Origin of the sequence: Sphingomonas sp. 10B4 (assembly GCF_035019905.1) — a bacterium.
Lineage (GTDB): Bacteria > Pseudomonadota > Alphaproteobacteria > Sphingomonadales > Sphingomonadaceae > Sphingomonas > Sphingomonas glacialis.
In genome coordinates, this window is the sequence record NZ_JASJVC010000522.1 from 1 (window position 1) to 243 (window position 243).

The 243-nt window shown below is 52.3% G+C and carries 1 pseudogene; it reads right to left on the bottom strand.

Going from position 1 to position 243, the window contains the following annotated elements:
• Nucleotides 1-228: pseudogene (locus QN347_RS20725) on the bottom strand (flagellar biosynthetic protein FliP); the annotation flags it as partial.
• Between the last annotated feature and the right edge of the window lie 15 nt (nt 229-243).

Genomic DNA, 243 nt, shown 5'->3' on the forward strand with positions numbered 1-243 from the left:
ACTGGCGACCACCATGTCGATAATCAGAAAGGGGATAAAGATGGAAAAGCTGATCTGGAATGCCGTTTTTAATTCGCTGGTGACAAACGCCGGGATCAATATTCGCAGCGATACATCTTCGGGGCCTTGCAGCGCCGGCGTGCGAGACAGCTTGGCATACAAGGCCAGATCTGCCTGACGCGTTTGCTTAATCATGAATTCCTTGAGCGGCGCAGAACCCTTATCCATCGCCTGGAGCATGGT